Genomic DNA, 24749 nt, shown 5'->3' on the forward strand with positions numbered 1-24749 from the left:
ACGGCGTCGATACGTCCCGAACCTACCCTTCGCATGGTTAATAAATGCTGAGCGGGCGTCCCGTTATAGGTCGATGGCAGATCGAGGCGCCCTTGTTTTGGCCGTCTTAAAGCGATGCGCCGCTTAAATCTTTGGTTACGGCAATCTGCGCTTATTGCTAATGATTTGTTGATTCCAGAACGAGTTGAAACCTGTGAGCAATTCTTCAAGCCTTCCGCCCGCCACCGACGATATCGATCTCGGGAGCCTTGGGGCGGCACTGTGGCGTGCCAAAGGGTGGATCGTAGGTCTGACCCTCGCCGTCGGCGCGGTGACCTTCATTGCTCTGTCGATGATGCGGCCTCTGTACACGTCCGAAGTGCGTGTCCTGGTGCTGAATGAGGAAACCGCGTTCACGCGCCCCACGACGGAGCAGGGGAACACGAACTACCGCACCACGCTGGACGAGCAGGCGGTGCAAAGTCAGGTTCAGGTCCTGACCTCGCGCGACCTGATCCTCAAGGTCGTGCGGGAGCTCGATCTCACACAGAACGCGGCCTTTGCACGCGACGCCGGGAAGACGCTGATCGAGCGGCTCCTGCAAGCGCTCAGCCTTGGGCGCGCCTCGCAAGAATCACAAGAAGAGCGGGCCGCCAACGCCCTGGCGGAACATCTCGACGTGTATCAGTTGTCGAACTCGTCTGTGATCGCCGTCGAATACACGTCCGGCGATCCGCAGTTGGCCGCGAAGATCGCCAACCAGCTGGCCGACAATTACATCAGCTGGCAGCGCGACGAGAAGATCGCACAGACGAAGGATGCCACCGCTTGGCTCGACGCTCAGATCAAAGCATTGCGCACGGCGACGGCCGAATCCGAAGAGGCGGTGGAGTCGTTCAGGGCCTCGGAGGGCCTCTACGCCGGAAGCAACGACATCACCCTCAACGCGCAGCAGCTCTCCGAGCTCAACAGCCAGTTGATCCTCGCCGAAGCGCAAGAATCGGAGGCGCGCGCCCGGGCAAAGCTCATCAAGAAGATGCTGGCCACCAGCGGCGACATCGACGCGACGCCGGAAGTCTTGAACTCGCAGCTGGTCATCAATCTGATCGAGCAGCGGGTGCTCGTGCAACGCCAGCTCGCCGAGTTGTCGGCGACGCTCTTGCCGTCTCATCCGCGCATTCAGCAACTGAGATCGGAACTGGCCGACGTGCGGGCTCAGATCCGCACCGAAGCGCAGAAGGTCATCCAGAGCCTCGAGAATCAGGCCGAAGTCGCCGCCGCGCGCGAGGACTCACTTCGAGCAAGCCTGGATGCGGCGAAGAACCGTTCGGCAGGCCAGTCCGACGCGGAAGTGAAACTGCGTGCCCTGGAACGTGAGGCCAAGGCCAATCGCGATTTGCTGGAGTCGTATTTGGCGCGCTACCGCGACGCCTCCGCGCGTCACGATATCGGCGCCGTGCCTGCGCAAGCCGCGATCGTGTCGCGGGCCCATGCAGCCGTGTTGCCGTCCTTCCCGCGGCGTGGCCCCATAACGCTCCTGGTGATGGCGGCGACCGCGCTGCTCTCCATCGGTTCGGTTCTCGCCAAGGCCATCATCGTCAGCGGTGGCGGCGAACAGCGCCAGGCGCCGTCGGGCTATTACCGGCCCGACGAATTGGTACCGAGCGAGCCGGAATACATGTCCAGCGCGGAGATGATCGCGCTCGGCCGGATGCGAGAGCGAAAGCAGAGACCGGTGGCACCGAGGCCCGGGGACGCCGACACGAAGCCGGTCGTCGAGAGCCGCCGCCACCCCGAAGGGCGTGGCAAACCGAAGGTGAAGAGGCGTCCCGCGCACGCGCCGCAGGGCAAGGCTGTGCCCCCGTCGCACCCGGCCCCCGAAGCCGCGTTGGAGAAGCCTTCCGAGGCGGCCGGAACTTCGGTTCAAGCCCCTTCAGTTCAAGATAAACAGGCCGAGGATGCGTCTGGACGGGAAGGATCGGTCTCGCCAAAGCCAGCCACGGCGCTGTTGGCCAGCCCCGCCACGGTGAAAAGCGCCCCCGTGAGGCCCTCGGCGTCCGCCGAGGCCCGGACCGAGGACTCAGAACCGAAGGGCGCGAGCACACCAAGCGCGGGCGAAGGGGCCCGGACGCGATTTGGCGCCCGGCCAAGCCTGCGAAGCGGCCCACCTGGCTTGCGGTCAACGAACCGCGCAGTGCCGAACTCGACCGCACGCCGGACGCGGAAACCGGACCGCTTGAGGCTGCGGAGCCCAAGCCGACGGGCGAAGACCAGTCGCCACGGGAATCAAAGGCGGCCGACGAACCGAAGGCCGAAGTGCGGGAAGCTCACGACGACACGCGCGACGATCGCACCCGCGACGAAGTCGCAGGCGAAGACGGCTCAAGCGACGGCGCCACGAAAAAGTCGGCCGGGGCCCTGGCGGCACCGGCCTCGCTTGCCGCCACGGGCGCCACACGCGCCGAACCGTCCGAGACGACCAAGTCGTCCGAGACCCGGGAAGCCTCCGAACGCGCGGCGCCCGCGCGTCCACCGACGGCCGGCGAGGCAGCGAATGACACGGCCGGGGAAGAGGAGCCCAAGCCGCCGTCTGCCGCACCGTCGTCCGCAATGGATTTCGTCCATCGTGTCCGGCGGGACATGATCAAGCAGGAGACCCCTGCTTTGGCGCCGGGATCGGCCACGCGCCGCTCCATGGGATTCTTCGATCGGTTGCGCGGACGGCAAACCGAACAGTCGGCCAAGGACGCGCCCCGAAAATCCGAAAGGACGGCGAAGGCCCGTTCGAGAGCCCCCCAGCAAGACGAACCGAACGAGAGTGAGATGGCAGCGCTGAGCCCAAACGACCTGCGGCACTACCTGACGCAGCGGATAACGGCCTCCGACGTGAAGGACGAATGGGAGACCCCGAAGGACCCGCACGCCGACCTCGGCGAGGTGGGCCCGGTCCTCGCAACCCTCGACGACGTCATCGACACGGTTTGGAGAGTTCGACCGGGGGCTTCCGCGCACCATGCTGGTCGCCGGCACCGCCGCGCGGGCCGAGTCGCCCCAGGCCGCGATCGCCATTGCCCGCAGCCTCGCCGACCGCAACGAGCAGGTGGCGCTGGTGGACCTGGCCAAGGCGCCGCTGTCGTTTCCGGGCAGCTCAACCTGCCGCGCGTTCCCGGCTTTGCCGACCTTGCGGCCGGATCGGTGGACTTCGCCGACGTGGTGAAGCTCGACGAGGGCTCGACGCTGCAAGTGATCCCGGCGGGCAATCCGACAGCCAACGAAGGCTACTATGAGCCCGACAAGTTCATGCGTGTCTTCGAGGCGCTCACACAGACCTACGACTGCGTGGTCCTCCATGCGGACATGGCCGCGATCGAAAGCCTCATGCCGGCGCTCAAATTCGAACTGCCGGTCGCCGTCGCCGTGTTGCCGTCGCGCGCAACGCCCGAAGACGAACGGGACTCCCTTGCGACCGTCCAGCGCTTGGGGTGTCCGATCGTCATCTACGGTAAGGGCGGCAAACAAAAGCAGCGGCGCTTCTCGCTGTTCGGCCGCAAAGTCGCCGTCTAACGAGACGGACCGCGCACGGCCCAGCGGACGGTCCGGTGCCGGTCTTCTCCATCGTTTCTAGTTCATAGGAGGAGAGGGCCGGCCCGTCAGACGCGGCGGGCGTTGACCCATTTCCGCAAAGCCTGCGCCAGGGCCCAGAGCCTCGGGTTCGACTTTATGCGGCGCTTCACGCTGCTCTTGACCCCGAAAGGCAAGGTGAGAGCGAGCCCTTGGGGCTTCAGGGCGATGTAGCTGTCGAAAAGCGGATAGACAATATTGCTCCACTCGGACTTATGCCGCGCCGCGCCGACGCCAAGATCGAAATAGCGCAAGCCCTCGTTGCAGGCGTCCTCGATCTGGTAGCGCAGGAGCTGCGCCCCCGGCGACTGGCGCTGGTACGGGCTGTCCGCCAAGGAGGACAGCAAGACACACACGCGGCCATGGGTGATCGTGCCCGAGAAGGTCGCCAGGATCTCCCCGTCCAGGGACACGTAGCCGAGCCGCAGGCGGCTCGCGTTGCCGTCCGGGAGCATCGCCAAGTCCCGATAGAAGGCGCGCGCTTCGGGGACGAAAACGTCGGTCACGCCCATGGCGGCGAATTGCTGCGCCTTTTGCGCGAAGAACGTCTCGAGAATGTCGGTCTTCTCTTGCTCCGTCGCAGCCCACCCATAGGTGAGCGTTCCGGCCTCCTGCAGGCGCCGTTCCTTGCGCAGCAGGGTCTGGCGCGCACGCTTCTTGAAACGGCTGAGATAGAGGTCCTCGAAGTTGCCCAGCTTCACCGCATAGCCGCTGTTGGGCGCCGGCTGATGCGACAACAGCGCAAACGGGTTGGGCACGCCGTCCCACGTGAACGGTTGCGCCTCCAGGAAGGCGGCGGCCGCGCCGGTCCGGCGGCCGATCTCGTGCAGAATGGCGGACATGTCCGTATCGGTCAGGACCCCCGCGACCTCGGGACGGAAGAGGCCAAACACGTAATTGGCGTGATCTTGTCCGAGCCATTTCAAGACGGTGAGACCGCCGATGCGCTTTGTCTCGAAAGGCAGGAGGAAGGCGGCGCTTCCGTCCGCGGCGTGGCCGACGACGATCGCCGGCGTGCGGTCCTCCGCCGCGAGAACATGTTCGGACCAGGCTCGCGCCCAATCGAACGTCTGCGCGCAGGTGCAGGCCACCGCGTCCTGCATCTCGTGCCAAAGCGAGCGGACCGCCTTAAGATCGGAGGTCACCTGCAGCGCGATCGGACCCGCCGAGGTCTGAAGGACCGGCTGGGCCAATTCCGATGCCTCCATACCAGACATTTCCGCGGAGGAGCGTGCCAAGACCATCGAACCCATCAAACGAACCCTGTTTCGCAATGTCCACGGGACAGCTCAGTGCTGTATTCGAGGACGGCAACGCTTTCGCAAGAAACCGGCGTCAAGCTACTCGGCAAGTGGGGCGACAATGGCAGAGCGAGGTTAATGGTTGATGCTCAAGCCCGAGGAGGTGACCCGTGGCTGAGGGCAAAGACCATGGCTAAGGGCAAAAACCATGGCTAAGGGAAAGACGGCCATGATGCGGGCCGCACTCGCCGGTCTCCACAGGACGGGCGCGGGACGTTTGCTTGCGCCCTTCACCCAAGGGGAAGGGCTGATTTTCACGCTGCATCAGGTCAGACCCCAAACGGGCGAACCGCCCGCATTCGCGCCCAATCGGATCCTCGAGGTTACGCCGGACTTCCTGGAGGCCGTGCTGGACCAGGTACTGGAGGCGGGTCTCGACGTCATTACGCTGGACGAAGCCGCCGACCGGCTCACGCACGGGGAAGGGGGCCGCTTCGCCTGCTTCACCTTCGACGACGGCTATCGCGACAACTGCGACTATGCGCTGCCGCTGTTTCAGGAACGCCGCTTGCCCTTCACGCTCTACGTTCCGACCGAATACCCGAGCGGACACGGGGAGTTGTGGTGGCTCGCCCTGGAGCAGGCGATCGCCAAGGCGGATCCCACGGTCGAGGTGGAACGCGATGGCGAGGTCTGGCGCCTACCCACGAAGACAGATGCGGAAAAGAATCGCAGCTACGAGGCCGTGTATTGGTGGCTGCGCGGGCTTCCCGAACAGAAGATGCGCATGGTCGTCTGCGGGCTCGCGGACCGCTATGAGATCGATCTCACCCAGCAATGCCGGGACCTGATCATGAACTGGGACGAACTGCGCGAATTCGCTGGCGATCCGCTCGTCACCATCGGCGCGCACACGAAGGACCACCTTGCCCTCGCCAAGCTTCCCGTCGAGGAGGCGGTCGACCAGATGCTGGGCAGCGCGGACCGTCTGGAGTCGGAGCTTGGAACCCGGCCGGTTCATTTCGCCTATCCCTATGGCGATCCTGGAAGCGCGGGCGCCAGGGAGTTCGCGCTCGCAGAGGCGCCGGGCTTCCGGACGGCGGTCACCACCCGCAAGGGCATGTTGTTCCCCGCCCACAAGGACCACCTGACGGCGCTACCCCGCGTCTCGCTCAATGGCGAATATCAGAGCCTGACCTATACGGCGCTGTACCTCACCGGCGCACCGTTCGCGATCTGGAACGGGTTCCAGCGTGTCGACGCCGCCTAGCGGACCGTGAATTCGACGCGTCTCAGTCCGGCTTCGCCATCCAGCGGATGAGAAGCGCGGCGGGCGCGACCCACAACAGCCCCGCCACGAGGAAATAACCGAACTGTGCGAAACCATTGGCTTCGGCGATACGCCCGGAGCCGATCGCCGCCGCGATCACGACATAGACCGCCAGAAAGACGAGCAGCACGACCGTACCGACCAGCTTTAGCGAGCGCCCGCTCATGCGCGCTCGCGCCGCCGCAGTGCGCCGCCTCCGGCATTGAGTTCGGGCGAAGAGCCCGCTATCACCGGGCCGATGAGTATTCCCCACACGCAGAGTCTAAGCCCCGCGTTGGACGCCGAAGCCATGCCGCCACGGCAGGTGTGCGCCTTGCGTGTCTGGCTCTCAATCGTCGCACTGCTCATCGTTGCCATGATCCTCGTCGGGGGCGCCACGCGGCTGACCGACTCCGGTCTCTCCATCACCGAGTGGCAGCCCATGCTCGGCGCCATACCGCCTCTATCGGACGCGCATTGGCAAGAGGCATTCGACGCCTACAAAAAGATTCCGGAATATTCGCAAGTGAACCAGGGCATGGACCTGGAAGGCTTCAAGAGGATCTATTGGTGGGAATGGGCCCATCGCTTTCTGGGCCGTTTCATCGGCATCGTCTTTTTCGTGCCATTCGTGTGGTTTTGGTTCGCCGGCTATATCCCAAGACCCATGCTGCCGCGTCTCCTCGGGCTTTTCGTCCTCGGCGGACTGCAAGGCGCACTGGGCTGGTACATGGTCATGAGCGGCCTCGTGGACCGGGTGGATGTCAGCCAGTATCGCCTGGCGGCCCATTTCGGGGTCGCCGTCGCGATCTTCGGCTACACGCTTTGGCTGATCCTGGATCTGGGACGGATGCATCGCGGGCCCGCCGGATCCAAGACCCCGGCGATCGTTTCCGGGCTCGTCCTGCTGCTCGTCTATGTACAGCTCCTGGCCGGGGCGCTGGTTGCCGGCATCGATGGCGGCCTCGGGTTCAACACCTGGCCGCTCATGAACGGCACCATCGTCCCCTCTGGCCTCGGCGCAGCGGAGCCCTGGTATCTCAATCTTTTCGAGAACCCGCTCACCGTGCAGTTCGACCACCGCATGCTGGGCTATGGGGTGGTCGTGGCGGCGATCGCGCAGGCGATCTGGATCGCGCGAAAGCCTAGCGCCACACACCTAAGGGCCGCAGCCACCGCACTTGCCGCCGTCGCCTTGGCGCAAGTGGCACTCGGCATTTGGACCCTGCTGGCCGCCGTGCCGATCGAGCTCGGCCTTGCTCACCAAGCCGGCGCGATCGTCGTGTTCGCCCGCCGCGCTCTACCTCTTCTGGCGGACCCTGGGGGATCATGCGGCTGCCCGCGATCAGATCGCCTCGAGGGCCTGATCCAGATCGGCGATGATATCGTCGACATCCTCGAGCCCGACCGACAAGCGTACCACATCCGCGCCGGCGCCGGCACGCTCGCGCGCCTCGTCTCCAAGCTGCCGATGCGTGGTCGAGGCCGGATGGATGATCAGGCTGCGCGTGTCGCCGATATTGGCCAGATGGCTGAAGAGTTCCACTTTGCCCACAAGCGCGATGCCGGCCTCGTACCCGTCTTTGAGCCCGAAGGTGAAGACGGCGCCGGCGCCTTTCGGGCAATAGAGCATGGCGGTCCCGTGGAAGCTGTTGCCCGGCAGGCCCGCATAGTTCACCCAAGCGACCTTGTCGTGGTCGGAGAGCCATTCGGCGACTTGCCGTGCGTTGTCGCAGTGACGCTGCATGCGCAAGGGAAGCGTTTCGATGCCATTCAGAATGAGAAAGGCATTCATCGGCGCGATCGCCGGCCCAAGATCGCGTAGTCCCAGAACGCGGCAGGCAATGGCGAAGGCGAAGTTTCCAAACGTCTCGCCCAGCGTCATACCATGATAGCTCGCGCACGGTTCGGAGAGGGTGGGATACCGCCCACTCGCCATCCAGTCGAACGTGCCGCAATCGACGATGACGCCGCCGACGGAATTGCCGTGGCCACCGAGAAACTTGGTGAGCGAGTGCACGATGATGTCCGCGCCATACTCCTTTGGCTGCATGAGATAAGGTGTTGCCAGCGTGTTATCGACGATCAGGGGGACGCCGGCTTCCTTGGCAACGGCCGAAATCGCCGCGATGTCGGTAACGATGCCGCCCGGATTTGCGATGGACTCGACGAAGATCGCACGCGTTTTCGGGCTCACCGCCGCGCGGAAGGACTCCGCGTCCGTCGTGTCCGCCCACTGCACGTGCCAGTCCGAACTTCTTGAAGCTTCGCCGAACTGATTGATCGATCCGCCATAGAGCTGGCGCGCGGCGACGAACTCTCCTCCGGGCTCCATCAGCGTATGGAACACGATGGCTTGGGCCGCGTGGCCCGAGGCCACGGCGAGGGCGGCCGTACCGCCTTCGAGCGCAGCCATACGCTCTTCGAGAACCGCCTGGGTGGGGTTCATGATCCGCGAATAGATATTGCCGAATGTCTCGAGGTTGAACAGCGCCGCGGCATGGTCCGCGTCGTCAAAGACGTAGGATGTCGTTTGATAGATCGGCGTCACCCGCGCGCCCGTCGATGCATCGGGCCGCGCACCGGCGTGAATGGCGAGTGTATTGAACCCAGGCGTACGCTCTTCCGACATCGCTGTCCTCCCTGAAGCCGTCCTTGTCTTGTGCGGACATTGTAGGCTCGGCGACCTTAGGGGAACAGGCCGCCCGCGTCTTCCATTTTGCAGCGCGGGGCCTTCCGATCCCAAAGCCTAAGTCTCGTCGCGCAAGGTCCTCTGCTGGCCCCCTTTGGGACCGAGAAGGGGACGGCGGCTCGACAGGGTGCGCGAATTCACGCCGGTCCAGCCGATCTCGCCCGAGAGCCGGCCATATTCGATCTTCGGACAGCGATTCATCACCACCTTCAATCCGGCCTCCTCGGCGAGGCGCGCGGCGGCATCGTTCCGTACACCGATTTGCATCCAGATCACCTTGGCGCCGATGCGAATGGCTTCTTCGGTCACAGCGAACGCGGCGTCGGAGTTACGGAAGATGTCGACGACGTCGACCGGCCGGCCGATCTCCGCAAGGGACGGCACAACCACCCGGTCCGCGACAGTCCGGCCGCCGAGTCCTGGGCTGACCGGGATCACGTCGTAGCCCTTGGCCGCAAGATATTTCATCACGTAATAGCTCGGCCGCGTGGTCTTGGCGCTGGCGCCCACCACGGCGAATACGGCGTGCTTGAGGAGGATGTCGCGGATATAGGCATCCGGATAGGTATCGTGGTTCATAAGCTCAGGCGCGCGACCCTAGCGTGGCCATTGCGGTTCGCGCTTATCGAGGAAGGCGCCGATCCCTTCCTCGGCTTCGGCGTCGAGCATGTTCTCGACCATGACCTCGGCAGCGTAAGCGTAGGCTTCGTCGAGCGGCATCTCGGCCTGGCGGTAGAACGCCTCCTTGCCAATCTTCAAGGTGCGGGCCGGCTTGCTTGCGATCTTGCGGCCGAGCTCGGTGGCCCCGTTCACCACCCGGTCGGGCGCGACCACCCGGTTCACGAGACCGAGGCGGCAGGCGTCCTCGGCACCGACCATGTCCCCGAGAAGCAACATCTCCATCGCCGCCTTGCGCGACAGGTTGCGGCTGAGCGCCACCATGGGCGTGGAGCAGAACAGGCCGATATTCACGCCGGGCGTGGCGAAGCGGGCATCCGTGGCGGCAACCGCGAGATCGCAACTGGCCACGAGCTGGCAGCCGGCCGCCGTGGCAATGCCGGTCACCGCGGCAATGACCGGCTTGGGCAAGCGCACGATAGACAGCATCAGATCCGAACAGGTCCGCATCGTCTCGTCATAGAAGGCGCGGCCTCTGTCCGGGTCATTGCGGCGGGCCGTCAGTTCCTTGAGGTCGTGACCGGACGAGAAGGCAGGGCCGGCGCCCGCGAGCACGACCGCACGGACGGCATCGTCGGTGGCGGCCCGGGCGAGGGCGCCGCTCAGCGCCGTCATCAGTTCCATCGAAAGGCAGTTGCGCGCTTTGGGGCGATTGAGGGTCAGGATCCGGACCGCCCCCTGATCGTCGCTCAAAAGGATGTCGTCCTCGCTTGTCATGGCCCCGCTTCGGTCTCCTTGGCTTCGGTACCCCATCGCTAACGGGAACCAGCGGAAAAGGCACGCGAATTCAATCCACTTCTGTCCGGTATGCTAATACCACATTCTTAGCCACTTGATTTCACGCCAAAAATTAAAGTCTCTTGACCGGCATGTTTACAGCCGTTAGAAGCGCCGATCTTTCGGTTGAGACGCAAGAGTGACGCGAACCATGAAAACCTTTTCCGCCACGCCCAAGGACATCGAAAAGTCCTGGGTCCTGATCGACGCCAGCGGCCTTGTGGTGGGCCGTCTCGCGGCGCTGATCGCGTCGCGGCTGCGCGGCAAGCACAAGCCCGGCTACACGCCCCATATGGATGACGGCGACAACATCATCGTCATCAACGCGGGCGACGTGATCTTCTCGGGCAATAAGCGCGCCGACAAGACCTATTACTGGCACACGGGCCATCCGGGCGGCATCAAGAGCCGCACCGCCGAGAAAGTCCTCGACGGCAAGCATCCGGAGCGGGTGCTGCAGAAGGCCGTGGAGCGCATGCTCCCGCGCGGCCCGCTCGCCCGCCAGCAGCTCAAGAATCTTAAAGTCTATGCAGGCCCCGAGCATCCCCACGAGGCGCAGAACCCCGTGCCGCTGGATGTCGCTGCCCTGAACACGAAGAACACAAGGAGCGCCTAAGAGCCATGAGCGATACGAACACGCTAGAAGACCTGGCTCAGCTGCAGAGCGAAGCCGATGCGCCGGCACCCGAGCGCGTCTACGAGCGCAAGGTGGATTCCCTTGGCCGCGCCTATGCCACAGGCAAGCGGAAGGACGCGGTCGCCCGTGTCTGGGTCAAGCAGGGCCCCGGCAACATTACGGTGAACGGCAAGGATCACACGGCCTATTTCGCCCGTCCGGTGCTTCAGATGATCTTGAAGCAGCCGCTGGTCACGGCCGCACGCGATGGACAGATCGACGTGGTCTGCACGGTTTCGGGCGGGGGTCTTTCAGGCCAGGCCGGTGCCGTCCGCCACGGCATTTCCAAAGCGCTCACCCATTTCGAGCCGGAACTGCGCAGCGTTCTCAAGAAGGCTGGCTTCCTGACCCGGGATGCCCGAACAGTTGAGCGTAAGAAGTACGGTAAGGCCAAGGCCCGCCGTAGCTTCCAGTTCTCCAAGCGCTAGCATACCCGCGCTTGTTTCTGGATTGTTGCGGGAGAGGGGCGCTGCCTCTCTCCCGTTTTTCGTTTTGAGCCGGCAAGCCTCCAAAGCGGGGCAACTTCCTTGGGGTCAGACATGACCAGCACACAGACGTTCCGGGCCGCCGTGCTCGGCGCTTCGGGCTACACCGGCGCCGACCTGATCCGGCTCGCCGCCAGACATGCCAATATCGAGATCGTCGCCCTCATTGCGAAGGCGCATGCGGGCCAACCGCTCGCCAAGGTGTTTCCGCATTTGGCCAGCCTCGATCTGCCGAGCCTCGTCACGTCCGATGAGGTCGACTGGGATGGGGTGGACGTCGCCTTTTGCGGTCTGCCGCACGGCACCGCCCATGGGGAGATCGCCAAGCTTCCCGAACGCGTCAAAGTCATCGACATGTCCGCCGACTTCCGACTGCGCGACCTCGACACGTACGCGCAGTGGTACGGCGGCGAGCATGGAGCGCCCCATCTCCTGCCGGACACGGTCTACGGGCTCACGGAACATTATCGCGAGGCCATCGCGGACGCGCGGCTCGTCGCCTGTCCGGGCTGTTACCCGACCGCCGTGCTCCTGGCTCTGCTGCCGCTCGCGAAAGGCGCTCTGATCGCCACCGACGGCATCATCGTGGACGCCAAATCGGGTGTGTCCGGCGCGGGCCGGTCCCTCAAGCAGAACATCCTCTTCTCCGAGGCCGGCGAGGGGCTCTCGCCCTACGGGGTGGGAACCCATCGCCACGTCCCGGAGATCGAGCAGGAACTCGGGCAGGCGGCGGGCCGGGCCGTGACCGTGAACTTCACCCCGCATCTCGTCCCCATGACACGGGGCGAACTGTGCACCTGCTACGTCCCGCTTGCGGGCGGCACGTCGGCGGACGATCTCCGGCAGGGGCTCAGAGAGGCCTATGCGTCGAGCCCGTTCGTGCGCGTGGTGGACGAGGGCATCATTCCGGCGACCCAGCATGTCCGCGGCTCGAACTATTGCCATATCGGTGTCTTCGCCGACCGGATTCCGGGACGGGCGATCGTGATCTCGACGATCGACAATTTGGTGAAGGGATCGGCGGGGCAGGCCCTGCAGAATTTCAATGTGATGCACGGTCTCGACGAGACCACGGCGCTGGAGCAGCTCCCGCTCTTCCCGTAAGCACGGCGGCAACGCGGGCGCCACCGGCTCTAGTCGTGAGACATCACATAGCTGCCCGGGGCATCCTCGATAGGCGGAAACGGGCCGGACGACGGATCGCGCGCGGGCACTTTCTCGCCGGACAGACTCTGGAGCCACTCCGCCCAGTCGGGCCACCAAGAGCCCGCCGTCTCCGTCGCCGTTTCCATCCACTCTTCAAAGGTCTCGGCCGGCGCACCCGTCCAATACTGATACTTCTTCTTGAGGGGGGGATTCACCACACCGGCGATATGACCCGAACCCGACATGACAATGCGCATATCGCCGCCGAACAGTCGGCTGCCACGGTAAACCGACGGGGCCGGCGCAATATGGTCTTCCCGCGTGAACAGCTCGTAGATCGGGATCTTGATCTTGGAGAGGTCGAGCTTGACGCCGCCGAGTTCCATCTCGCCCTTGCTGAGGCGGTTCTCGTGGTAGAACTCGCGCAAGTAGAACGCGTGGTTCGCGGCCGGCATGCGCGTGGAATCGGCGTTCCAGAACAGCAGATCGAACGGGAACGGCTTTTTGCCCAGGAGATAGTTATTCACCACATAGGGCCAGATCAGGTCCCGGGGCCTTAGCATGTTGAAGACCGCCGCCATGCGCGACCCATCGAGAAAGCCGCGCTCGGCCATCATCTCTTCCAACGCGTTCAACTGCGCATCGTCGATGAACATCAGAAGGTCGCCGGCCTCGGTGAAGTCGACCTGCGCTGTCAGGAAGGTCGCTGTCGCGATGCGATCGTCACCCTTGGCGGCGCAATAGGCCAAGGTGGAGGCGAGGAGCGTACCGCCCACGCAATAGCCCATGAGGTTCACGTGATGGAGCCCAAGCTGCCGGTTCACCACCTCGACGGCTTTGAGAATGCCCTCATGCATGTAGTCTTCGAAGCTCTTCTGCGCGAGCGTCTCGTCGGGATTCACCCATGAGATCATGAACACCGTGAAGCCCTGGTCCACCGCGAACTTGACAAGCGACTTCTCCGGCTTGAGGTCGAGGATGTAGTATTTGTTGATCCAGGGCGGCGTGATTATCAGCGGCGTCGTCGAGACTTGCTCCGTGGTCGGCTCATACTGGATCAGCTGAATGAGCTCGTTCTGGAAGATGACCTTGCCCGGGGTGATCGCCAGATCCCGGCCAACCTCGAAGGCTGACAAGTCGGTCTGGCTCACCCGCAGCAGGTCCTTGGACTGCTCGATATCCTCCGCCAGGAGCGCCATGCCCTGAACCAGGTTCTCGGCGTTGGTCGCAAGCGTGGTCCGGACCACCTCGGGATTGGTGAAAGGATTGTTGGAAGGCGACATCGCCGACAGGACTTGTTCCAGGTAGAACATGGCCTTCCGGCGCGTTCTTTCGTCGACGCCTTCGGTGTTCTCGGTGATGTCCTCCGCCCAGCGCGAGGTGATCAAATACGCCTGCTTCCAAAAATCGAAATACTGGTTCTCGGACCACCCCGGATCGTTGAACCTGTTGTCGCCGGGCTCGGGCTCGGCGATCGGCTCCACGTCCTCGCCGAGGAACCTGCGCACGGACCGGCCCCAAAGATTGGCGTAGCTGTGCAGGAGCTCGCCCTGGGCTTGAGCGAGCTTGCCGGGGTTCTTGACCCAGGCTTGTGCCACTGAACCGAGCGTCTTTGCCGCGTCGCCGACCTCGGAAGCCATGCTGTAGGGGCTGTTCCCGTTCGAGATGTTCCGTTCGGCCAAGGACGAAGCGACCTTCGCCCCTTGATCGAACAAGCGCACCATATTCCGCGCGAACTCGTCGAAGTTCATGTCGTCCGGTGTACCACCATGAGCCTTATCGCTTCCTTTAGGCCCCCCGGCGCCCGCTTCGCCATCCCGATTGTCGTCCCGCATGCCAATGCCCTCAATTGCCCACCCTTGGACCACGCTTCCGCCAAGGTGTTGGAGCGTGGTGTACGCCAGCTTCCGCTGACCTTGTCATTGTGCTATGCAATATAGCGATGAGGCGGCTGGGTTCGCCAGAGGAAACTCCACCAGAGCAACATCGTAGCGATGTCTTCACATTCAGCTTATTGGCTGGCGGCGGTGTTGTCTGTCATCCTTTTGTCGGGATGTGCGAGCAGCCTGCCCAACGAGGGCCCCCTGCAGCGGTTCAGCGACGCGATCCGCAGCTACGACAACACGCTCACGAAATCCGAGCGTGACGCGGCGATCTCGGATTTGAAGGATGAAAAAGACCGCCAGCGGGCCCAGGTCCAACAGGTGAAAAACGCTCCAAAATCGAACTAGACTCAAAGCGAACCCCACGAAGGTCGCATCGCGAGGCGCTTGCCGGGCAGGGCCTTTTCGTGGTTCAAATCCAGACTCCCATTTTTCACTCAATCGGGTGGGGACAACCGTCCGTGCACAACGAATTTCATAGGATCAAGCGGCTGCCGCCGTATGTCTTCGAGCAGGTGAACCGGCTCAAAGCGGAAGCGCGCGCCCGCGGCGACGACATCATCGATTTCGGCATGGGCAATCCCGACATGCCGACGCCGAAGCATATCGTCGACAAGCTGGTCGAGGCCGTCCGCGATCCCAAGACCAATCGTTACTCGGCCTCCAAGGGCATCCAGGGTCTTCGCCGGGCACAGGCGGCCTATTACGATCGCCGTTTCGGGGTGAAGCTCAACCCCGATACCCAGGTCGTGGCGACGCTGGGTTCGAAAGAGGGCTTCGCCAACATGGCGCAGGCCATCACCGCTCCGGGCGATGTGATCCTGGTCCCGAACCCGACCTATCCGATCCACGAGTTTGGATTCATCATGTCCGGAGGCGTGATCCGGCACCTGCCGGCCAGCACGGACTCCCAGTTCATGGTGTCCCTCGACAAGGCGATGCGCCACAGCGTGCCGAAGCCCTCGGCGCTAGTGTTGAACTATCCCGCCAATCCGACGGCGGTGGTCGCAAATCGGGACTTCTATGCGGAGGTCGTGGCCTACGCAAAGAAGCACGACCTGATCGTGCTCTCCGATCTCGCCTATGCGGAGATCTATTTCGATGGGGAGCCGCCGGGCTCGTTCCTCGAGGTTCCCGGCGCCATGGACATCGCGGTGGAATTCACCTCCGTGTCCAAGACCTATTCCATGCCCGGCTGGCGCATCGGCTTCGCCGTCGGCAATGAGCGGCTGATCCAAGCGCTGACACGGGTGAAGTCCTATCTCGACTATGGCGCCTTCACGCCGATCCAAGTGGCGGCCGCCGCCGCGCTGAACGGCCCGCAGGATTGCGTCGAGGAAATCCGTGGCGTCTATCGCCGCCGCCGCGACACGCTCGTGGATGCCATCACCCGCGCGGGCTGGCCGATTCCGTCGCCGCCCGCCACCATGTTTGCCTGGGCCCCGATCCCGGACATGTTCGCCCATATCGGCTCGCTTGAATTCTCCAAACTCCTGTTGGAGCGGGCATCGGTCGCCGTGGCGCCGGGCGTCGGCTTTGGCGAATACGGCGAGGGCTACGTGCGGATCGCGCTTGTCGAGAACGAGCAGCGCATTCGCCAGGCTGCGCGGAACATTCGGAAGTTCTTGACGGAATCGGCGAACGAGCTGCACAACGTCATTCCCCTGGCCCCAAAGGCCACACGCACACTTTAAGCTCCTCGCATGGCCGAACCCTTGAAGCTTGGACTGGCCGGACTCGGCACTGTCGGCACTGGCCTCTTGCAGCTCATCGCCGCGCGGGCGGACGGGCTCGCTGAGAAGACCGGACGACCCGTCGAGATCGTCGCGGTCTGTGCCCGCAACAAGCGCAAGAAACGCGGCGTCGATCTTTCGAACATGCGTTTCGTGTCCGACCCGGTCGCGCTCGCCAAAGACCCCGAAATCGACGTGTTCGTGGAGCTGATCGGCGGCGAGGAAGGGCCCGCCAAGGACGCCGTCGAGGCGGCTCTGGAGGCCGGCAAGCATGTGGTTACCGCCAACAAGGCGCTTCTGGCCCATCACGGATCGGCGCTCGCGGCGCTCGCCGAAAAGAACGGGGTCGCGCTCAATTTCGAAGGCGCCGTGGCCGGCGGCATCCCCGTGGTCAAGACCATACGGGAGGGCCTGCAAGGCAACGACATCACCCGCGTGTTCGGCATCCTGAACGGCACCTGCAACTACATCCTGACGAAGATGGAGCGGGAGGGCCGCGACTTCGCGGACGTCCTCAAAGAGGCGCAGGACCAGGGCTACGCGGAAGCCGATCCCACCTTCGACGTCGGCGGATTCGATACCGCGCACAAGCTTGCCCTACTCACGAGCCTCGCGTTCGGGACGCGCACGCGCTTCGATGCCGTCTACGTGGAAGGCATCGAGACCATCACCCCCACCGACATCGAGGCGGCCACCGATCTCGGCTACCGGATCAAACTTCTGGGCGTCGCTCTCCGGACCGACAGCGGGATCGAGCAGCGCGTCCATCCGACCATGGTCCCCAAGGACACGGCCATCGCGAATGTGGACGGCGTCTCCAATTGCGTCGCGATCGATGGCGATTTCGTCGGCGACGTCATGCTGATCGGTCCTGGCGCCGGCGGCGGCCCGACCGCGTCGGCCGTCATGAGTGACATCGTCGATCTGGCGCGCGGCATCGTGCTGCGGCCCTTCGGCATCAAGGCCAAGCATCTGAAGGCCTACAAGAAGGCCGCCATGCGCACCCATGAGGGCGGCTACTACATCCGCCTGTCGGTCTACGACCGGACCGGCGCCTTCGCGGCCATTGCCCAGCGCATGGCCATGCAGGGCATCTCGCTTGAGAGCATCGTCCAACGCCGGCCGCACAGCGAGCGCCCTGGCCAAGGCCGCAGCCCTCGCAAGAAGGGCGCACCACAAGCCAGTGTCGTCATGGTAACCCATGAGACACGGAAGCCGCCGTTCGCAAGGCCCTAGCGGCCATCGAGCGGGACGGCCATGTGGATACCAAGCCGCAGATGATCCGGATCGAGAAACTCTGACGGCCGCCGCGGCGATGTTAAATCGCACGCGTTGAAACGAGGGAGGTTTTGACGTGGCAGAGGCAGGTGAAAAAACGGAACTCGACCGCGCGCTGGCGCTCGACATCGTTCGCGTGACCGAGGCAACGGCGGTGGCCGCGGCCCAATGGCTGGGCCGTGGCGACGAAGCCTCGGCCGACGAGGCGGCAGCGGCGGCCATGCATCGCGCAATCGCGCGACTGCCGTTCGAAGGCGTCGTCGTGGTCGGCGAGGGCGAGGAAGGCGATTGTCCGGTCTTCTATCTCGGCGAGAGGATCGGCGAAGGTTCCCCGTCCGGCGCGACCCTGGACCTCGCCGTCGATCCGATCGAAGGCACGACCCTGTGCGCCAAGGCCCTTCCAAATGCCATGTCGGTCCTCGTCGTGGCTGAGCGGGGCAGCCTTCTCAAGGTCCCGCCGATCTACATGGAGAAGGTCGCGATCGGACCGGGTTTTCCCGATTGCGTCGTCGATGTCGGTGCGACGGCATCTGAAAATCTCAAGGCCCTGGCCGACGCCAAAGGGGTTGCGGTCTCCGATCTCACCGTGTGCGTTCTCGACCGGCCGCGCCATGGACATCTCATCGAGGAGATCCGGACCGCCGGCGCGGCGCTACGCCTGATCGGCGACGGCGACATCGCCGGCGTCATCCATGTCACCGAACCCCTGCAGACCGGGATCGACATGTATCTCGGCATTGGCGGTGCGGCGGAAGGCGTCCTCGCGGCCGCCGCGCTGGCCTGTCTCGGCGGCCAGATGGAAGGCCGGCTCGTGGCGCTCAACCGGGAACATCGCGCCTGGGCCAAGCTTGCGGGGCTGACGAATCTTTCCAAGAAATACACGCTCAAGGACATGGTGGCGGGCGATCTCAGCTTCGCGGCGACGGGCATTACCGACGGATCGATGATGGCCGGCGTTCATCGCAGCAGCACGGCGATCACCACCGAAAGCGTCGTCATGCGCGCCTCCACGCGCACCCGGCGCTGGATCAGGACCGAACACGCCGATCCGAAAAAATTCAGCTGATCGAAGACGCGTCCTCGAATCGGCTACTCTGAGGGCAGATCCACTTTAGCCTCGAGCCGACTTTCGCCCGTGACCGCAGCCCTGAAACGCGACCCAAAGGAGGCTTTGAAACAGCCCGCACAAGCCGTGCTGGGCGTCGAGCAATCCGCACGGGCCCAGCGTTGGACCGAACGGCTCGAGCCGAACCGCCTGCATGTGGCAACGGCCATCGCGCAGGCCCATGGTCTGCCCGACCTGCTCGGGCGCATCCTCGCCGCCCGCGGGGCCGAGCTCCAGAGCGCCGAACGCTTCCTCGACCCCTCGCTCAGGACCCTGATGCCGGACCCGGCCAGCCTTCAGGACATGACCCGTGCCGCCGAGCGGATGGCCGAAGCGATCACGCGCGGCGAGACGATCGGGATCTTCGGGGACTACGACGTGGATGGGGCGTCGTGTGTCGCCCTGGTCGAGCGCTTCCTACGTGCGCATGCACGATCAGGGCGGCAACGCTGCCTGACCTATATTCCCGATCGCCTCACCGAGGGCTATGGGCCATCCCCGGAAGCCCTGACGGGCCTTGCCGAGGAGGGCCTCGGCGTCATCCTCACCGTCGACTGCGGGACGGCCGGCACCGCGGCGATCGCCGCCGCCAATGCAGCCGGCGCGGACGTGATCGTCCTGGATCATCACCAGGCCGGCGAGGACCTGCCGCCGGCCTTCGCGGTCGTCAACCCGAACCGGCAGGACGATCTCTCGGGCCAGGGTCATCTCGCGGCTGCGGGCGTCGTGTTCCTGTTCCTTGTCGCCACGGCCGCCGCGCTCCGTCGCCTGGGGGCCCATCAGGATCACGCGGAACCCGACCTGCTGGGACTGCTCGACCTGGTCGCGCTCGCCACGGTCTGCGATGTGGTGCCGTTCAAGGACGCGAACCGCGCCTTCATCGCCAAGGGGCTCAAGGTCCTGCGGCTGCGCCACAATGCGGGGCTCCGCGCGCTCGCCGACGAGGCCCGGCTGACCGAGGCCCCATCCACCTACAGCCTCGGCTTTGTCCTCGGACCACGGATCAATGCGGGCGGACGGGTCGCGCCGGCGGGTCTCGGCGCCCGTCTCCTCGCCACCGAAGACGAAGCGGAGGCCGCGACCATCGCCGCGCGTCTTGAAGCCCTCAATGCCCAGCGCAAGGCGATCGAAACCGGGATGCTGGAAGGGGCGGCCGCCATGGCCGACGCGGCCCTTGCGGCGGACCCGGACGCGCCGCTTCTGTTTCTCGGAGACGCCGATTGGCACAAGGGCCTCGTGGGTCTCGTTGCCGGCCGTCTCACCGAACGCTTCCAGCGCCCGTCCTTCGTCATGACCCTCGACGCCGACGGCATGGCCACGGGCTCCGCCCGGTCGATCCCGTCCGTCGATCTCGGCACGGTGGTGCGGGACGCGGTGGAAGAGGGGCTCTTCGTCAAAGGCGGCGGACACGCCATGGCGGCCGGCTTCTCGCTTCAATGGGAGAAGCAGGCGGCGGCGAGAGCCTTTCTGAGCGAGCGGCTCTCCGGCTCCGTGGCCAACGCCGCCACGAACCGCAACCTCGGGCTCGATGGCGCGTTGTCCGCCGGCGGCGCGACGCCCGAACTCATCGACCTTTTGGACCGCGCCGGCCCCTACGGTCCGGGGCACCCAAGGCCGCGCTTCGCGTTTCCGGCGCACCGCGTCACGCGGCTTCGCAGCATCGGCACCGGCCATCTCCGCTGCACGCTGCAAGCGGCCGACGGCAGCCGGATCGATGCGGTTGCGTTCCGTGTCGAAGGCTCGCCTCTGGGAGACCTGCTCGCGGGCGCCGAGGGACAACGGCTCCACGTGGCGGGTCATTTGCGCCGCTCTGTCTGGCAGGGCCGGGAGCGCATCGAACTCATGATCGAAGACGCCGCCGCAAGTCAGGATTCGCCCACATAGGAAGGGTCCATTTAGGGGCTTGTCCACGAGCGGTGCGGCGTCTTACACAGCGCCCTTGCGAGAAGCCGCAAAGCTTTCTATATGAGCGGACTCCACCGGCACGCTCCCTTCGTCTAATGGTTAGGACGCCAGGTTTTCAACCTGGAAACAGGGGTTCAATTCCCCTAGGGAGTGCCAACTTCGCGGCTCATGGCGCCTCCCGGCCCGCCGCGTCTTCCCCTACCAGCTTCCCGTGTTCGGCATGGACGCCCAGGGCTCCTGCTGCGGTAGACGCTCGCCCTTCTGCAGGAGTTCGATCGAGATATTGTCGGGCGAACGGATGAAGGCCATCCAGCCGTCCCGCGGCGGACGGTTGATTGTCACGCCGGCCTTCATGAGCCGGTCGCAGGTCTCGTAGATGTCGTCGACCTCATAGGCGAGGTGGCCGAAATTGCGCCCGCCGTCGTACTCCTCCGGATCCCAGTTGTAGGTGAGCTCGAGCTGTGCGTCCTCGTTACCGGGCGCCGCCAGATAGATCAGCGTGAAGCGGCCTTGCTCGCTCTCCATCCGGCGCACCTCCTTGAGCCCGAGCTTGTTGCAGTAGAAGTCGAGCGAGTCATCGACGTCCGCAACGCGGACCATGGTGTGCAGATACTTCATCGGTGGCGACCTCCGGAGTGAGTTCGATGGGTATTCGAGTGACGTTGCGACCGACCCTAAGACCCGCGGCGGCGTGATGGCAAGATGACGGATTCACCTTCAAGCAAGCGGTGAATGAAATTTTTATTTCAATTGTTGCATCGCGCCCACAGCCTGCGCTCGAATATGACAAAACGCCGAATTTGTTCGACGGCAGAAAAGTTTGGGCATGTTTCACCGAGATTTTGCCGTGTCGGCCGCGCGAAAGGTCCTGACGAAACGGAGCCAACGGTTTCTCTTGCCGATCAGATGTTTGGGCATCGGGCTGTCTCACATTGACACCTTCGCACTCGCACTGTGGAGAAGCAGACCATTCAAACAAAAATAAACTGGCCGCTGAAACAGCCGATGTTATCCTCAGGCTTACGCACTATCTGATTCGTACATTGCGGCGTCGAGTCGGGCTTACTTAGTACAGCGGGGGAATGCGGCATGGCGGCGAAAGCATCGCCACTTCAGGAGGAACTTACCCAACGCACCGAAGAGGCCACCATCGACGACGCTACCGTCGATGTGTTCGAGATCTCCGGATCAATAAAATGGTTCGACGCCTCCAAGGGCTACGGCTTCATTGTTCCCGACGACGACCTACCGGACATTCTGCTGCACGTGACCTGCCTGCGCAGAGACGGCCACCAGACCGCCTATGAGGGCGCGCGCGTCGTCTGCGAAGTCCTGCGCCGCCCCAAGGGGCTTCAGGCCTTCCGTATCTTGGAGATGGACGATACAACGGCGATCCATCCCTCCCAATTGCCCCAGCGCACGCATGTGGTGGTTGTGCCCGAAGGCGATTGGGAGCGGGTCATGGTCAAGTGGTTCAATCGCGTCCGGGGCTTTGGCTTCCTGACGCGCGGGCCCTCGACCCTGGACATTTTCGTGCACATGGAGACCCTACGGCGGTGCGGCTTTACCGAACTTCGACCGGGCCAATCCCTTCTCGTCCGTTTCGGCCGGGGCCCCAAGGGATTGATGGCCGCCGAGATCAAGCCGGACGGTGCCAACGGCCCGGCCTCCCACTAACTCCTGATCCCTTTCGACTGCGGATCCTGTCGGCGTGGCTTGCGGCGGCGCTGCTGATGGTGCCGTTCGCATCCGGTCACGCAGAGGGAACCGGCACGCTGGTGCTGAAGACGCACAGCGGCGACCATGCCTACACGGTCGAGATTGCGGAAGACCCGGGCGAGAAGGCGCGCGGCCTGATGTTCCGGCGGGACCTTCCGAAAGACCACGGGATGATCTTTCTCTACGACCCGCCCCAGCCGACGAGCATGTGGATGCGGAACACCGCGATCCCGCTCGATATGATCTTCATCACCGAGCAAGGGACCGTGCTGCGGATCGAGGCCAACACCGAACCGTTCTCCACCGACATCATCAGTTCGGGCGGCGAGACGGTGGCGGTTCTCGAGCTCAACGCCGGGGAGGCCGCGAAAGTCGGCCTCAAGCCCGGCGACCGCGTGGTCTTTCCAGGGCTTGGGACCGAGAAGGCCCTCGAGTCCGAAGGCACCGGCCTTTGGTGAGGCGGTCTTAACGTCGCGGGACTAGCCTCCCGCTTCAAGTCTCAGTATGAATGAGCCTTGAACTCTTGTCTTGGCGAGAGGGCTTGCCTGTGGCGGATTTGGCTGCCATGTCCGTGCCAAGGGTGTGTGGTCGTTTCGGGGCATAGCGCAGTCTGGTAGCGCACTGCTTTGGGAGCAAGGGGGTCGCAAGTTCGATCTTGTGCCCCGACCACTTGGATCCGAACCCACGCGAGGGGAAACGCCGATGCTGGCCAGAATTTACAAACCCGCCCAGAACGTGATGCAGCAGGGCAAGGGCGCCACGCGGGACTGGGTCTTGGAGTATCTTCCCGACCAGCCGCGCGACATCGAACCGCTGATGGGATGGACGAGTTCGTCCGATACGAAGCGCCAGATCCGTCTCAGCTTCGCCACCAAGGACGAAGCCGTCGCCTACGCCAAGGAGAACGGGATCGCCTTCCGCCTGGAAGAGCCGCCGGTCTCGAAGATCCGCCCGAAATCCTACGCGGAGAACTTCAAATACGGCCGCCCGGACAGCTGGACACACTGAACTGGACACACTGAATGAGAGCGAGTCGCGCTATACTCGCGTTCGTGTGGTCCCGTAGCTCAACCGGATAGAGCACCTGCCTTCTAAGCAGGGGGTTGCAGGTTCGAGTCCTGCCGGGATCACCAGTTCGCCTTGGCCGCCATCCCTGTCACAGAGCCGGTCCGTGTTGCACGTGGCGCGAGGCCGCTTGCCGGTCCATACCCGCCCCGCGCGGGATATCGTGCCGGAAAGTTGACCGGACCGACATGTTCAATCCTTGGCAAAAGCCGCGTAGGGTACCGGCCCGAACCTGCTTTCGCGCCCGCTGCAACACGCATGGAGCTTGGATGAAACCGACTTCCGCTCTGCCACCTCATCACATGGCGTCACGGACATCTCGTACGTCGTCCCGTTCACATGCTCGCCTGGGCGGCCGCGTGCGCGTGGCGCTCGGCATCCTGGCATGTCTCTGCGTTACCGGTACGGTCCTCGGCACGGACAGAGCGTCGGCGCAAACGCCCACGCTTCTCTGGGAAGCCAAGGGGCTCGCTCAACCCGAATCCGTGCTCCACGATCCGGTGACGGACGTGCTGTATGTCTCGAATATCAACGGCGCCGTCATGGGCAAGGACGGCAACGGCTTCATCTCGCGCATCAAGCCGGACGGCACCATCCTGGAGCGCAGCTGGGCCACAGGGCTCAATTCGCCGACCGGCATGGGATTGCATGAGCGCACGCTCTACGTGGCCGACGTCGATCGACTGGTGGTACTCAGCGCGGGCTCGGGCAGCATCGAGAAGACGTACAAGGCCAACGGCGCGATCTTCCTCACGACCTGGTCGTCGCCGAAGACGGCACCGTCTTTGTCTCCGACACGCCCATGAACACGATTTGGCGCCTCAAGGACGGCGTGTTCGAACCGTGGCTGACCGATGACACACTCAACGGCCCCAACGGCCTCATCATTCAGGACGGCAAGCTCGTGGTCGCCTCTTTGGGGCGCCTCAAGAGCGCGGGCCAGGAGCCGGAGACCGCCGGCCTGTTCGCGATCGACGTCGAGGACAAGGCCGTCACGCCTCTCAGCCAGCCGGTCGGGCATCTCGACGGCCTTGGCGCGCTCAAACCCGGTTCCTATCTCGCCACGGATTGGCCCGAAGGGGCGCTGTACAAGGTCGACGTGAAGGGCAAGGGGGCAGCGAAGGTCGAGACTCTCCTCGACCTCAATCAGGCAGCGCCGATTTGATCTACATGGCCGACAAGCAGCTTGTCGTCATTCCCATGATGTTGGACAACACCTTGGCGGCCTATAGTCTCGGGACCGCGAAGCCCTGACCGGCCTTCAAGACCTCGCGGAAGAAGGAACGTTGGGCCGTCGAACGGATCGCCATAACGCGGAGCCATGAGATACGCCCGGGCAGGGGGCCCGAACCGGTCCCGCCAGCGTTTTTCGGACACTAATGAGAACAACCGCGTGATCCCCGTCCTTGCGCAACTGCCCATTCCCATCACCTTCGCGGTGTTTGCCGCTGCGGCGA

22 protein-coding genes, 3 tRNA genes and 2 pseudogenes are annotated in these 24749 nt (G+C 64.2%); 20 read left to right on the forward strand and 7 right to left on the reverse strand.

The annotated features are described in order from the left end of the window. Positions 1-193: 193 nt before the first annotated feature. Entirely contained in the window at positions 194-2623 is a 2430-nt protein-coding gene (locus tag AUC68_RS01910) for a GumC family protein (RefSeq protein ID WP_069436113.1), read from the forward strand. A 179-nt stretch (positions 2624-2802) separates the two neighbouring features. Continuing rightward, on the forward strand, positions 2803-3543 hold the full coding sequence (locus AUC68_RS16250; protein WP_141701047.1) for a P-loop NTPase family protein: 741 nt from the start codon (positions 2803-2805) through the stop codon (positions 3541-3543). Positions 3544-3629: 86 nt separating this feature from the next. Here AUC68_RS16250 and AUC68_RS01925 read toward each other — a convergent pair whose 3' ends face one another. Then, positions 3630-4808 carry a GNAT family N-acetyltransferase gene (locus AUC68_RS01925; protein WP_158008203.1) on the reverse strand — a complete coding sequence of 393 codons (1179 nt, stop codon included), beginning with the start codon at positions 4806-4808 and terminating at the stop codon, positions 3630-3632. A 241-nt stretch (positions 4809-5049) separates the two neighbouring features. Between AUC68_RS01925 and AUC68_RS01930 the strand changes: the two genes are divergently transcribed. After that, positions 5050-6111, forward strand: a complete 1062-nt coding sequence (locus tag AUC68_RS01930; protein ID WP_069436117.1) for a polysaccharide deacetylase family protein — start codon at positions 5050-5052, stop codon at positions 6109-6111. A gap of 22 nt (positions 6112-6133) precedes the next feature. On the opposite strand, the gene AUC68_RS01935 is transcribed toward AUC68_RS01930, so the two are convergent. After that, positions 6134-6337 carry a DUF2842 domain-containing protein gene (locus AUC68_RS01935; RefSeq protein ID WP_069436118.1) on the reverse strand — a complete coding sequence of 68 codons (204 nt, stop codon included), beginning with the start codon at positions 6335-6337 and terminating at the stop codon, positions 6134-6136. A gap of 189 nt (positions 6338-6526) precedes the next feature. On the opposite strand from AUC68_RS01935, the pseudogene AUC68_RS15480 reads away from it, so the two are divergent. Continuing rightward, a pseudogene (locus AUC68_RS15480) lies at positions 6527-7381 on the forward strand (COX15/CtaA family protein); the annotation flags it as partial. A 114-nt stretch (positions 7382-7495) separates the two neighbouring features. On the opposite strand, the gene AUC68_RS01950 reads toward AUC68_RS15480, so the two are convergent. The 3 genes from AUC68_RS01950 to AUC68_RS01960 form a co-directional block, all read right to left on the reverse strand. Then, entirely contained in the window at positions 7496-8782 is a 1287-nt protein-coding gene (locus AUC68_RS01950; protein WP_069436121.1) for an O-acetylhomoserine aminocarboxypropyltransferase, read from the reverse strand. Between the two features lie 117 nt (positions 8783-8899). Next, complete coding sequence (locus AUC68_RS01955; protein ID WP_069436122.1) at positions 8900-9421, reverse strand: CoA-binding protein; 522 nt, start codon at positions 9419-9421, stop codon at positions 8900-8902. 18 nt (positions 9422-9439) lie between these two features. Next, on the reverse strand, positions 9440-10237 hold the full coding sequence (locus AUC68_RS01960; protein WP_069436123.1) for an enoyl-CoA hydratase: 798 nt from the start codon (positions 10235-10237) through the stop codon (positions 9440-9442). Between the two features lie 211 nt (positions 10238-10448). On the opposite strand from AUC68_RS01960, the gene rplM reads away from it, so the two are divergent. From rplM to argC, 3 genes are all read left to right on the forward strand, one after another. Then, the gene (gene rplM, locus AUC68_RS01965; RefSeq protein ID WP_069436124.1) at positions 10449-10913 is read left to right on the forward strand and encodes a 50S ribosomal protein L13; all 465 of its coding nucleotides are present in this window, start codon (positions 10449-10451) and stop codon (positions 10911-10913) included. Between the two features lie 5 nt (positions 10914-10918). Further along, a complete protein-coding gene (rpsI, locus tag AUC68_RS01970) occupies positions 10919-11401 on the forward strand; it encodes a 30S ribosomal protein S9 (protein WP_069436125.1) in 483 nt (160 codons plus the stop codon). 111 nt (positions 11402-11512) lie between these two features. Further along, positions 11513-12562 carry an N-acetyl-gamma-glutamyl-phosphate reductase gene (gene argC / locus AUC68_RS01975; RefSeq protein ID WP_069436126.1) on the forward strand — a complete coding sequence of 350 codons (1050 nt, stop codon included), beginning with the start codon at positions 11513-11515 and terminating at the stop codon, positions 12560-12562. Positions 12563-12591: 29 nt separating this feature from the next. On the opposite strand, the gene AUC68_RS01980 is transcribed toward argC, so the two are convergent. Then, positions 12592-14439 carry a PHA/PHB synthase family protein gene (locus tag AUC68_RS01980; protein ID WP_342027319.1) on the reverse strand — a complete coding sequence of 616 codons (1848 nt, stop codon included), beginning with the start codon at positions 14437-14439 and terminating at the stop codon, positions 12592-12594. Between the two features lie 159 nt (positions 14440-14598). Between AUC68_RS01980 and AUC68_RS01985 the strand changes: the two genes are divergently transcribed. The 6 genes and pseudogenes from AUC68_RS01985 to AUC68_RS02010 all read left to right on the forward strand — a co-directional run bounded on the left by AUC68_RS01985 (position 14599) and on the right by AUC68_RS02010 (position 20664). Then, positions 14599-14835, forward strand: coding sequence for a hypothetical protein (locus AUC68_RS01985; protein WP_158008204.1), 237 nt, complete (start codon positions 14599-14601; stop codon positions 14833-14835). A 113-nt stretch (positions 14836-14948) separates the two neighbouring features. After that, on the forward strand, positions 14949-16181 hold the full coding sequence (locus AUC68_RS01990; RefSeq protein ID WP_069436128.1) for an LL-diaminopimelate aminotransferase: 1233 nt from the start codon (positions 14949-14951) through the stop codon (positions 16179-16181). Between the two features lie 9 nt (positions 16182-16190). Beyond that, positions 16191-17521 (forward strand): annotated as a pseudogene (locus AUC68_RS01995) (homoserine dehydrogenase). Positions 17522-17574: 53 nt separating this feature from the next. Next, on the forward strand, positions 17575-18564 hold the full coding sequence (gene glpX / locus AUC68_RS02000; protein WP_069436129.1) for a class II fructose-bisphosphatase: 990 nt from the start codon (positions 17575-17577) through the stop codon (positions 18562-18564). Between the two features lie 105 nt (positions 18565-18669). Then, a complete protein-coding gene (recJ, locus tag AUC68_RS02005; protein WP_069436244.1) occupies positions 18670-20487 on the forward strand; it encodes a single-stranded-DNA-specific exonuclease RecJ in 1818 nt (605 codons plus the stop codon). Between the two features lie 102 nt (positions 20488-20589). After that, positions 20590-20664: transfer RNA gene (locus AUC68_RS02010), tRNA-Glu, on the forward strand. Between the two features lie 42 nt (positions 20665-20706). On the opposite strand, the gene AUC68_RS02015 is transcribed toward AUC68_RS02010, so the two are convergent. Then, entirely contained in the window at positions 20707-21126 is a 420-nt protein-coding gene (locus AUC68_RS02015; RefSeq protein WP_069436130.1) for a VOC family protein, read from the reverse strand. A 471-nt stretch (positions 21127-21597) separates the two neighbouring features. On the opposite strand from AUC68_RS02015, the gene AUC68_RS02020 reads away from it, so the two are divergent. The 7 genes from AUC68_RS02020 (at position 21598) to AUC68_RS02050 (ending at position 24457) form a co-directional block, all read left to right on the forward strand. Beyond that, positions 21598-22185 (forward strand): cold-shock protein, encoded by a 588-nt coding sequence (locus AUC68_RS02020; RefSeq protein ID WP_069436131.1) that lies wholly within the window; start codon positions 21598-21600, stop codon positions 22183-22185. Between the two features lie 56 nt (positions 22186-22241). Then, positions 22242-22685 (forward strand): DUF192 domain-containing protein, encoded by a 444-nt coding sequence (locus tag AUC68_RS02025; protein WP_083240317.1) that lies wholly within the window; start codon positions 22242-22244, stop codon positions 22683-22685. Positions 22686-22821: 136 nt separating this feature from the next. Then, positions 22822-22896 (forward strand) — tRNA-Pro (locus AUC68_RS02030). Between the two features lie 33 nt (positions 22897-22929). After that, positions 22930-23235 carry an ETC complex I subunit gene (locus AUC68_RS02035; RefSeq protein WP_069436132.1) on the forward strand — a complete coding sequence of 102 codons (306 nt, stop codon included), beginning with the start codon at positions 22930-22932 and terminating at the stop codon, positions 23233-23235. 48 nt (positions 23236-23283) lie between these two features. Then, a tRNA-Arg gene (locus tag AUC68_RS02040) sits at positions 23284-23360 on the forward strand. Between the two features lie 291 nt (positions 23361-23651). Further along, the gene (locus AUC68_RS02045; protein ID WP_069436133.1) at positions 23652-24098 is read left to right on the forward strand and encodes a hypothetical protein; all 447 of its coding nucleotides are present in this window, start codon (positions 23652-23654) and stop codon (positions 24096-24098) included. After that, the gene (locus AUC68_RS02050; RefSeq protein WP_069436134.1) at positions 24095-24457 is read left to right on the forward strand and encodes an SMP-30/gluconolactonase/LRE family protein; all 363 of its coding nucleotides are present in this window, start codon (positions 24095-24097) and stop codon (positions 24455-24457) included. The genes AUC68_RS02045 and AUC68_RS02050 overlap by 4 nt, the downstream gene beginning before the upstream one ends. Positions 24458-24749 lie beyond the last annotated feature (292 nt).

The organism is Methyloceanibacter methanicus (assembly GCF_001723285.1).
GTDB classification, from domain to species: domain Bacteria; phylum Pseudomonadota; class Alphaproteobacteria; order Rhizobiales; family Methyloligellaceae; genus Methyloceanibacter; species Methyloceanibacter methanicus.